Raw genomic sequence first — 10,401 nt, 5'->3', positions numbered from 1 at the left:
GCAGGAGCAGCTGATACGAAGAATCCGACTCGTACTCCACGTCGAACATGATCTTCACGACGTCACGTATCGTTGGGACGTCCCAGAACTCGGCGTGGACACCCGACCGGGAGGGCGGCCGGGCCAGGATGGCCTTGAGTTCTTCCTCCTGGGTGCGGGTGAGTTTCGCCGCGTTCTGGTTCCCGGCGTGGCCGGTCAGGACCGAGCACATCCTGGTGGCCCGCCACTCGGCCGGCCACTCCTGCACCGTCCTCTCGGCCCGCTCGACCATCTTCGCGATGATGCCGATTCCGACTCCTTCGGAGGCGTACAGGATCGCTTCGGTCTTCATCCGCACCAGCACATGATTGTCGGAACGCTTCTTCCACCTGATCAGGACGGCTGTTTCTTCCGGGGTGACCCCGACCTGCACGCCCCGATCATATCCGAAACAGCACAGGAAATCCACGAAAAATACGGTTTCGTTTCATGCCAGCCATCCATAGGCGCCTCCATCCATGTGAGATCCGTCCAGGCCACTGACAACCTTGTTGAACTTGTCGATGTTGTCGACAATGTATTCACGGGACATCCCCATTAACCCTTGTATGACTCTGATCTCATCTTTTGCATACATCACCGATGGAAGACTGGTGTAGTCATCAAAAGTTGCCATTTTCCCTCTTATGGCCGTCATGAAACAATGGTCGTCATGAAACAAGATCGTTTCTGGTTTCGCGGGGTGGGAGGTGTTCGAAGTCGTAGTCGAAGGCGCGGCTGGTGACGTATGAGGCGAATGCGTCGAAGGTTTCTTCTGGGGGGCTCGCGCTGGATGTTCGCAATGTTGTTCTTGGCCGCGTTCCAGACATGCTCGACCGGATTGTGGTCGGGCGCGTACGGGGGGCAGATGAATCGGTGTGATGCGCTCCAGCGGCTGGCCCGGCTCGTGGCGGCCGGTCAATGCTTTCGCGTGGTGGAATCGGGCCTTGTCCAGGACGACCGCGATCTTCTCTGTGGAGTGCTCCACGGTCAGGACCGGGCACATCCGCGTGGCCTGCCACTCGACCAGCCATTCCTGCACCGTCCGCTCAGTGCGCTCAACCAGTTTTCAGCGATGATGCCCACGTCGACGCCACGGGAGGCGTACAGGGTCGCTTCTGCTTTCATCCGGACCAACACATAATTGTCGGAACGTTTCTTCCACCTGATCAGGACGACGGTTTTTCCCGGGGCGACCTCAACCGACATGTCATAATCATATCCGAAACCGCACAGGAAGTCCACGGAAGATACGATTTCGTTTCATGTCGGCCATACAATCACAAACGACCCCCTCTGCGATCGACTACCGCACACCCAACGAAATCGGCACCGAACGCAGACGCCACAATCAAACAGCCTGAACCAGACGTTCACCACTGTCCGAGAAACTCACTTCACTCCACCATTAACCACTGTCTGAAAAACCTATATCATTCCAAAGGACAACCGGAGCCGATCCAGGGGAGGCGGGGGACACGGCTCATCACTCGTGGCGCCTGCGCGGGCCCGTCACCGCGAACCGCTAGATTTGGACCCGTGGTTGACACCGTTGAGAATGCACGCATGACGCCCGATGCGGACCAGCCGTGGGCCGAGCTCGGCCTGAAGGCCGACGAGTACGCCCGCATCAGGGAGCTGCTCGGTCGGCGTCCCACCGGCGCCGAGCTGGCCATGTACTCCGTGATGTGGTCCGAGCACTGCTCCTACAAGTCGAGCAAGCTGCACCTGGCCCGCTTCTCAGCCCTGCCGCAGACCACCCCGCGCGGCCCGCTGCTGGCCGGCATCGGCGACAACGCCGGCGCCGTCGACATCGGCCAGGGCTACGCGGTCACCTTCAAGGCCGAGTCCCACAACCACCCCAGCTACGTCGAGCCCTACCAGGGCGCCGCCACCGGCGTCGGCGGCATCGTCCGCGACATCATGGCCATGGGCGCCCGGCCGATCGCCGTCATGGACGCCCTGCGCTTCGGCGCCCTCGACGCCCCCGACACCCGCCGCGTGCTGCCCGGCATCGTCGCCGGCGTGGGCGGCTACGGCAACTGCCTGGGCCTGCCGAACATCGGCGGCGAGCTCGTCTTCGACGACTCCTACCTGGGCAACCCGCTCGTCAACGCCCTGTGCGTGGGCGTCATGCGGCACGAGGACCTCGCCTTCGCCAAGGCCACCGGCGCCGGCAACAAGGTGATCCTCTTCGGCGCCGCCACCGGCGCCGACGGCATCGGGGGCGCCTCGGTGCTCGCCTCCGAGACCTTCGAGGCCGACGGCCCGCAGAAGCGCCCCAGCGTCCAGGTGGGCGACCCCTTCATGGAGAAGCTCCTCATCGAGTGCTCCCTCGAGCTCTTCCACGCCGGCGTCGTCACCGCTCTGCAGGACTTCGGCGCGGCCGGTATCAGCTGCGCCACGAGCGAGCTGGCCAGCGCCGGCGACGGCGGCATGCACTGCGAGCTCGACCTCGTCCCCCTGCGCGACCCCACGATGACGCCCGAGGAGATCCTCATGAGCGAGTCGCAGGAGCGCATGATGGCCGTCGTCGCCCCAGACGACGTCGAGCGCTTCATGGCGATCTGCGCCAGGTGGGACGTCCAGGCCACGATCATCGGCGAGGTCACCGACGGCGACCGGCTCGTCATCGACTGGCACGGGCGGACCATCGTCGACGTCGACCCGCACACGGTCGCCCACGACAGCCCCACCTACGACCGCCCGCAGGCCCGTCCCGCCTGGCTCGACGCCGTCAACGCCGACCACGCCAACGCCCTGCCGCGCCCCGCCGAGGGCCCGGAGCTGGCCGAGACGCTCATGCGGCTCGTCGCCAGCCCGAACCTCGCCGACAAGAGCTGGGTCACCGACCAGTACGACCGCTTCGTGCGGGGCAACTCGGTCCTCGCCCAGCCCGAGGACGCCGGCATGATTCGCATCGACGAGGACAGCCACCTCGGCATCGCGCTGTCCACCGACGCCAACGGCCGCTATGCCCACCTCGACCCGTTCCGCGGCGCCCAGCTGGCGCTGTGCGAGAGCTACCGCAACGTGGCCGTCACCGGGGCCGAGCCCGTCGCCATCACCGACTGCCTCAACTTCGGCTCGCCCGAGGACCCCGAGGTCATGTGGCAGCTCGTCGAGGCCGTCAAGGGCCTCGTCGCCGGCTGCGCCGAGCTCGGCGTCCCCGTCACCGGCGGCAACGTCAGCCTCTACAACCGGACCGACGGGAGGAACATCCTCCCGACCCCGCTCGTCGGCATGCTCGGCGTCATCGACGATGTGCGCACCCGCACCCCGATGGGCTTCGCCGCGCCCGGCGACGCCATCGTCCTGCTCGGCACGACGAAGGAGGAGCTCGGCGGCTCGGCCTGGGAGGACGTCATGCACGACCACCACCTCGGCGGCCTGCCCCCGTTCCCCGACTTCCCGGCCGAGCGGGCCCTGGCCGCGGTCTGCCGGGCCGGCGCCGGCGTCCTCACCAGCGCCCACGACCTGTCCGAGGGGGGCCTCGCCCAGTCCCTCGTCGACTGCTGCCTGCGCCGGGGCCTCGGCGCCGCCGTCGCCCTGCCCGGCGGGCTCGACCCGTGCGCCGAGCTGTTCAGCGAGAGCCCGGCCCGCGCCATCGTCTCGGTCGCCCCGGAGCGCCAGGAGGCCCTCCTCGACCTGTGCGCCGAGCATGAGCTGCCCGCGGCCCGCATCGGCGAGGTCACGCAGGCCGCCGAGCTGGCCGTCGAGGGCCTGTTCACGCTGCCGCTGAGCCGGATCCGGGAGGTCTGGCGGGACACCGTCCCCGACGCCATGCAGGGGGTCTGAGGCCGATGACGAGCATCGACGATGCCCGGGACGCCCGGGTCCTCGCCGCCGCGGACGCCCAGGTGCGGCCCGCCCTCGACGAGCTCGCCCGGATGATCGCCATCCCCTCGGTGAGCTCCCAGCCCCGGCACGCCGCCGACGTCGCGGCCATGGCGGACCACCTCGTCGGCTCCCTGCGGGGCCTCGGCTGGTCGGACGTGCGCACGATCGCCGCCGGCGGCAGGCCGGCCGTCCTCGCCCACTGGCCCGCCCCCCAGGGCCGGCCCACCGTGTGCCTGTACTCGCACTACGACGTCCAGCCCGTCGGCGACCCCGACCGGTGGAGCACCGATCCCTTCACCGCCACCGAGCGCGACGGCCGCCTCCACGGCCGCGGCGCCGCCGACGACAAGGGCGGCCTGGCCATGCACCTCGCGGCGCTGCGCGCCCACGACGGAAGGCCCCCGGTCGGGGTGACCGTGCTCTTCGAGGGCGAGGAGGAGCTCGGCTCCCCGAGCCTCGACGCCCTGCTCGCCGCCCACCGGGACGAGCTGGCCGCCGACGCCTACGTCATCGCCGACTGCGAGAACTGGCGGGTCGGCGTGCCGACCTTCACCACCTCGCTGCGCGGGGTCGCCGACATGGTCATCGAGGTCCGGGCGCTGGAGCGGGCCGTCCACTCCGGCGAGTTCGGCGGCGTCGTCCCCGACGCCCTCACCGGCCTGTGCCGGCTGCTGGCCGGCCTGCACGACGAGAACGGGGACGTGGCCGTGGCGGGCCTCGTGCGCGGGACCGCCGTCGAGGAGCTCGACCACCCCCCCGACCGGCTGCGCGCCGCCGCCGGCGTCCTCGACGGCGTCGAGCTCATCGGCACCGGCTCCGTCGCCGACCGCCTGTGGGCCAAGCCCTCGATCAGCGTCATCGGCATGGACACCACCCCGATCGCGGCGAGCGCCAATGCGCTCATCCCCTCGGCCCGGGCCCGCGTCAGCCTGCGCATCGCCCCCGGCGACACCCGCGAGAACGCGGTCGAGTGCCTCCGGCGGCATGTCATCGGGCACGCGCCCTGGGGCCTGCGGGTGGAGTGCTCCAGCACCGAGGCCGCCGACCCGTCGGTCGTGCCCTTCGAGGGGCCGATCGCCGAGCAGGCCCGCCGGGCCTACAGCATCGCCTACGGCGCCGACCCGGTCCGCGCGGGCACCGGCGGCAGCATCGGCATGATCGCCTCCTTCCAGGCGGCCTTCCCGGACGCCACCGTGCTGTGCACGGCCGTCGCCGACCCGGACTGCCGCATGCACGGCCCCGACGAGTCCCTCGAGCTGGGCGACTTCGCCCGGGCCTGCCGGGCCGAGGCGCTCCTCCTCGACCGGCTGGGCCGCTGACGGTGGCCGGAGCGCACGCCCGCCCGGGGCGCGGTACGTTCGCTGTCATGGATGCCGGACGCGAGAACGGGAGGACCGGCGCGCCGCGCTTCGAGAGCTACCCCGAACGACTCGTCCGCGAGGCCATCGAGCGCGGCGAGTTCGACGACAACCCGTACGCCGGTCGACCGCTGCCCCTGGGCCGGCCCGGCGACGAGAAGCCCTGGATCGTCGAGCGCCTCGAGCGGGAGGACCTGTCCGGCGTCCTGCCCGAGGGGCTGCGCGCGCTGCGGGCGCTGCGCCGGGAGCGCCCCGCGCGCGACGGCGAGCGCTCCGACGGCCATGGGCAGGATGATGATCCGCATGAGTGAGCGCACCCGGGGAGTCGCCGAGCGGACGCGTGGACCAGCTCGAATGGACGGGAGGATGATCCGCATGAGTGAGCGCGCCGGCGGGCCCGGGAGCCCGGACGGGGCGGCGCCCGAGTGGGCGGGCTGGATGAGCCCGAGCCGCTACGACGAGTTCATCGACCTGTGCGCCGACGCCCTCGCCGGCCACGGGGTCCGGGCCGTCTACGACGGGGACGGCGTCCTCATCGCCGAGGACGGCACCAACTACGGTCTCGACAACCTCTCGCGCATCGTGCGCGCCGAACCGCCCGAGCGCTGGCCGCAGGTCGTCGGCGCCTTCTTCGACTCGATCACCGACCGCGACGGGGCGGCCGGCCCCATCGACCCCTCGACCGTCTTCCTGTCCTGCCAGCCCCGCGAGGCGCTGCCCGGGCCGCTCGCCCCGGCGCTCACCGAGGTGCTGCCCGGCATCGTCCTCGTCCCGGCCGTCGACCGCCCCACGAGCGTCGAGAAGCTCTTCGGCGAGGGCGAGCGGACGAGGCCCCTGGGCGGTCTCGCGGGTCTCGTCGAGCTCGGCCGGCGCAATCTCGCCCGGGTGCGCTTCGAGCAGGAGGCCATCATCGTCGACCACGAGCGGCCCGACTCGGTGGTCGTCGCCATCGGCGCCGACGACCCCTACGCGGCCGGCCGCCTCGGCGTCCTCGACGCGGTGGTCCCGGCGGCCCACCGTGGTGACGTGGGGATCGTCGTCGCAGCGCCCCACCAGGGCCTCCTGCTCGTCCACGCCATCCGCGGCGCAGGCATGGTCCCCGCCCTCAACGGCATGCTGCGCTTCGCCCGGGCCCAGTACGCCTCGGCGCCGCGCGCCCTGTCGCCGCACCTGTACTTCATCGACGCCGACGGCGGCGTGCAGCGGATCACGGGTCCGGTCGCCGACAGCGAGCTCGGCATTCGCGTCGAGGGCCCCTTCGCGGCGGCGCTCCAGCGGGCCGGGATGATCGACCAGGCGTCTCGCGCCGGAGAGGAGCAGGCATGAGGACCGACGCCCAGATCGCCCGGGGGACGAGACTGGAGCCCATCTCCGCCATCGCGCAGTCCCTGGGCATCGAGGCGGACGAGTACGAGTCCTACGGCCGCGACAAGGCCAAGCTCTCGCTGGGGCTGCTCGACCGGCTGTCGGGGCGCCCCGACGGCCGGCTCGTCCTGGTCACCGCCATCAACCCCACGCCCGCGGGCGAGGGCAAGACGACGACCAACGTCGGCCTGTCCATGGCGCTCAACCGGATCGGCAGGAGGGCCGTCACGACCCTCCGTGAACCCTCGATGGGCCCCTGCTTCGGCCTGAAGGGCGGCGCCGCCGGCGGCGGCCGCGCCCAGGTACTGCCGATGGAGGACATCAACCTGCACTTCACCGGCGACATGCACGCCATCGGCGCCGCGCACAATCTGCTGGCGGCCATCGTCGACAACTCGATCCACCAGGGCAACCCCCTGGACATCGACCCGCAGCGCGTGGTCCTGCGCCGCGTCGTCGACGTGAACGACCGCGCCCTGCGCAACGTCGTCGTCGGCCTGGGGCGGCGCGTCGACGGCGTCCCCCGCCAGAGCGGCTACGACATCACCGTCGCCAGCGAGATCATGGCGGTCCTGTGCCTGGCGAGCGGCTTCGACGACCTGAAGGCCCGGCTGGGGCGCATCATCCCCGCCTACACCCGCGACGGGGAGCCGGTCACGGTCGACCGGCTCGGCGTCACCGGGGCCCTGGCCCTGCTCCTCAAGGACGCCGTCAAGCCGAACCTCGTGCAGACCACGGAGAACACCCCGGCGATCATCCACGGCGGCCCCTTCGCCAACATCGCCCACGGCTGCAACTCGGTCCTGGCCCTGCGGATGGGCCTCAAGCTGGCCGACTACACGATCACCGAGGCCGGCTTCGGGGCGGACCTGGGCGCCGAGAAGTTCCTCGACATCGTCTGCCCGAGCGCGGGCCTCGTCCCCGACGCCATCGTGCTCGTGGCCACCGTCCGCGCCCTCGAGTTCAACGGGGGAGTGCAGGGCGCCGCGCTGGACGCCGAGGACCTCGGCGCCCTCGACGCCGGCATGGTCAACCTGGAGCAGCACCTCGACAACCTCGCCAAGTTCGGAGTCCCGGTCGTCGTGGCGGTCAACGAGTTCCCCACCGACACGGCCGCCGAGCTCGACCTCGTGCGCGAGCGCTGCGCCGAGCTGGGCGTGCGGGCCGTCGGCTCGACCGTCTTCGCCGACGGCGGGGCGGGCGGCGTCGAACTGGCCCGGGCCGTCGTCGAGCTGTGCGAGCAGCCCGGTGAGTTCACCCCGATCTACGATGCGGAGTCGAGCCTGCGCGGCAAGATCGAGACGGTCGCCCGCGAGATCTACCGCGCCGACGGCGTGACCTTCTCCTCAATGGCGCAGCGCCAGCTCGAGCGGCTGAGCGCCCAGGGCTTCGATGAGCTGCCGGTCTGCCTCGCCAAGACGCAGTACTCGTTCAGCGACGACCCCGGGCTCCTCGGCGCACCCCGCGGCTTCACGATCACCGTGCGGGAGCTGAGCGTGCGCGCCGGCGCCGGTTTCGTCGTCGGCCTCACCGGGGACGTCCTCACGATGCCCGGCCTGCCCAGCAGGCCGGCGGCGCTCGACATGGACATCGACGCCGACGGCCGGATCACCGGCCTGTCGTGAGCGGCGCGCCCTTCACGAGGAGCGCAGGGCGAAGCCGCTCACCGGCTCGGCGGGCTCCTCATCGGGCTCCTCGGCGGCGCGGCGGGCCGGCTGGTAGCGCGGCGCGGTGCGCATCGGCTCGGACTCCCCGCCGAAACTGCGCACCAGCGAGATGACGTGGTCGAAGTCGACCGGGCGGGCCGTGTCGAGGGCCACGCGCGGCTCGGTGCCCCACATCTCGGTGTGGGCGTTGCGGTCGGTCACGTCGTCCCAGGTGATCCGGCTGACACCGGGGATGCCGTTGCGACGGGCCCGGACGCGTTCGTGGTGCACCGCCGGGTCGGAGCAGACGGTGATGAGGAACAGGAGGTCGACGCCGGTCTCCTCGGCCAGGTCGGTCCACAGCTGGCGGCTCGCCCTCGTGTAGTTCGCTGCGTCGATGATGACGTCGTGGCCCGCCGCGAGGTTCTCGCGGGCGACCGACTGGGCCGACAGGCAGGCGGCGAGGGCGGTGGCCTGGTTGCGCCACAGGCCGGCCGCCACCATGGCGGACTCGATGCCGGGGACGCCGATGCGCATCGCATTCATCCGGGACGCCAGTTCCGCGGAGACGTGGGTCTTTCCCGTGGCCTGAAGCCCGGACATCGCGATGAGCATGCCACGATCCTGCCAGCGGTTCGGCGCGGAGTGGAAATGCGGGCCGACAACTCTGCACCGTCACTTGAACTCTTCGCCGACGAGCCGGTGCCGGTTGCCCTCCCCGCCCTGCTCGGCAGGCTTCTCAGCCTCCCTCACTTGAACTCTTCACCGACGAGCCGGTGCCGGCGCGGGGCGCCGGGCGCCCGAGGCCTCTCCAGCGGCGCGGTCAGCTGCGGAAGCTGTGCACGGGCGCCGGCAGCCTGCCCCCCCGGTTGATGAGCGCTCCGGCGTCGGACCGGTGGACGGCCATGACCGGGGCGTGCCCGAGCAGGCCGCCGAAGTCGATGTCGTCGCCGACCCGGGCCCCGGGGACGGGGACGACGCGCACGGCGGTCGTCTTGTTGTTCATCATGCCGATGGCCGCCTCGTCGGCGATCATCGCGGCGATCGTCGTCGCCGGGGTGTCGCCGGGGATGGCGATCATGTCGAGCCCGACCGAGCAGATCGAGGTCATCGCCTCGAGCTTGTCGAGGCCCAGCGCGCCCTCGGTGACGGCGCGGATCATGCCGGCGTCCTCGCTGACCGGGATGAACGAGCCGGACAGACCGCCGACGTGCGAGCAGGCCATGAGGCCGCCCTTCTTCACGGCGTCGTTGAGCAGCGCCAGCGCGGCGGTGGTGCCGTGGCCGCCGACGGCGCCGACCCCCATCGTCTCGAGGATCTCGGCCACCGAGTCGCCGACGGCCGCCGTGGGGGCCAGCGAGAGGTCGACGATCCCGAACGGCACGCCCAGGCGCTCGGCGGCCATCGTCCCGACGAGCTGGCCCATCCGGGTGATCTTGAAGGCGGCCTTCTTGATGGTCTCCGCCATGCCCCCGAAGCTCGCGTCCGGGACCTTGTCGAGGGCGCGCTTGACGACCCCGGGCCCCGAGACGCCCACGTTGATGCACGCATCGCCCTCCTCGACGCCGTGGAAGGCGCCCGCCATGAAGGGGTTGTCGCCGACGGCGTTGCAGAAGACGACGAGCTTGGCGCAGCCCCGGCCGGCGGTGCGGTCGGCGAGCTCGCGGACGACCTCGCCCATGCGGGCCACCGCGCTCATGTTGATGCCCGCCCTGGACGAGCCGATGCTCACCGAGGAGCAGACCACGTCGGTGGTGGCCAGGGCCTCGGGCAGCGAGTCCATGAGGCGGCGGTCGGCCGTGCTGCGCGACTTCTGCGCCAGGGCGGTGAAGCCGCCGAGGAAGTCGACGCCGACCTCGTGGGCCGCGTCGTCGAGCGCCCGGGCGAAGCAGGTGTAGTCCTCGGTGCGGCTGGCGCCGGCGACGAGCGAGATCGGCGTCACGGAGATGCGCCTGTTGATGATCGGGATGCCGAGCTCGGCCTCGATGCCCTCGGCGACGGGCACGAGCCGGCCGGCCCGCGAGACGATGCGCTCGCGGATCCGTGCGCAGGCGACGTCGGGATCGGGGTCGGCGCAGTCGAGCAGGCCGATGCCCATCGTCACCGTGCGGATGTCGAGGCGGTACTCCTCGATCATCGCGATGGTCTCGAGGATCTCGTGTGCGGTGTCCATG

The 10,401-nt window shown here is 71.0% G+C and carries 8 protein-coding genes and 1 pseudogene; 5 read left to right on the top strand and 4 right to left on the bottom strand.

Annotated features, from left to right (window positions below; genetic code table 11):
• Together K336_RS13940 and K336_RS20060 are read right to left on the bottom strand one after the other, a co-directional pair.
• Window positions 1–412, bottom strand: a pseudogene (locus K336_RS13940) (IS630 family transposase); the annotation flags it as partial.
• Between the two features lie 54 nt (window positions 413–466).
• Window positions 467–1,060: a hypothetical protein gene (locus tag K336_RS20060; RefSeq protein ID WP_155944964.1), complete on the bottom strand. Its 594-nt coding sequence runs from the start codon at window positions 1,058–1,060 to the stop codon at window positions 467–469.
• Between the two features lie 497 nt (window positions 1,061–1,557).
• Here K336_RS20060 and purL point away from each other — a divergent pair, with 497 nt between their 5' ends.
• The 5 genes from purL (at window position 1,558) to K336_RS0102830 (ending at window position 8,206) form a co-directional block, all read left to right on the top strand.
• Window positions 1,558–3,816, top strand: a complete 2,259-nt coding sequence (gene purL / locus K336_RS13935) for a phosphoribosylformylglycinamidine synthase subunit PurL (RefSeq protein WP_043150099.1) — start codon at window positions 1,558–1,560, stop codon at window positions 3,814–3,816.
• A 5-nt stretch (window positions 3,817–3,821) separates the two neighbouring features.
• The gene (locus K336_RS0102845; RefSeq protein ID WP_051245341.1) at window positions 3,822–5,177 is read left to right on the top strand and encodes a dipeptidase; all 1,356 of its coding nucleotides are present in this window, start codon (window positions 3,822–3,824) and stop codon (window positions 5,175–5,177) included.
• A 47-nt stretch (window positions 5,178–5,224) separates the two neighbouring features.
• Window positions 5,225–5,527 carry a DnaJ family domain-containing protein gene (locus tag K336_RS13930; RefSeq protein ID WP_021798183.1) on the top strand — a complete coding sequence of 101 codons (303 nt, stop codon included), beginning with the start codon at window positions 5,225–5,227 and terminating at the stop codon, window positions 5,525–5,527.
• Window positions 5,528–5,591: 64 nt separating this feature from the next.
• Window positions 5,592–6,542, top strand: a complete 951-nt coding sequence (locus tag K336_RS16760; protein ID WP_021798187.1) for a DUF1444 domain-containing protein — start codon at window positions 5,592–5,594, stop codon at window positions 6,540–6,542.
• The gene (locus K336_RS0102830; RefSeq protein ID WP_028706229.1) at window positions 6,539–8,206 is read left to right on the top strand and encodes a formate--tetrahydrofolate ligase; all 1,668 of its coding nucleotides are present in this window, start codon (window positions 6,539–6,541) and stop codon (window positions 8,204–8,206) included. The genes K336_RS16760 and K336_RS0102830 overlap by 4 nt, the downstream gene beginning before the upstream one ends.
• Before the next feature lie 12 nt (window positions 8,207–8,218).
• Here K336_RS0102830 and K336_RS13925 read toward each other — a convergent pair whose 3' ends face one another.
• Together K336_RS13925 and K336_RS0102820 are read right to left on the bottom strand one after the other, a co-directional pair.
• Complete coding sequence (locus tag K336_RS13925) at window positions 8,219–8,842, bottom strand: AAA family ATPase (protein WP_021798193.1); 624 nt, start codon at window positions 8,840–8,842, stop codon at window positions 8,219–8,221.
• Between the two features lie 208 nt (window positions 8,843–9,050).
• Complete coding sequence (locus K336_RS0102820) at window positions 9,051–10,400, bottom strand: PFL family protein (protein ID WP_028706228.1); 1,350 nt, start codon at window positions 10,398–10,400, stop codon at window positions 9,051–9,053.
• Between the last annotated feature and the right edge of the window lies 1 nt (window position 10,401).

It is taken from the genome of Propionibacterium acidifaciens DSM 21887, assembly GCF_000426605.1.
GTDB lineage: Bacteria > Actinomycetota > Actinomycetes > Propionibacteriales > Propionibacteriaceae > Propionibacterium > Propionibacterium acidifaciens.
The sequence above is the reverse complement of the archived record's forward strand: the minus strand, read 5'-3'. Positions and strand labels throughout refer to the sequence as shown.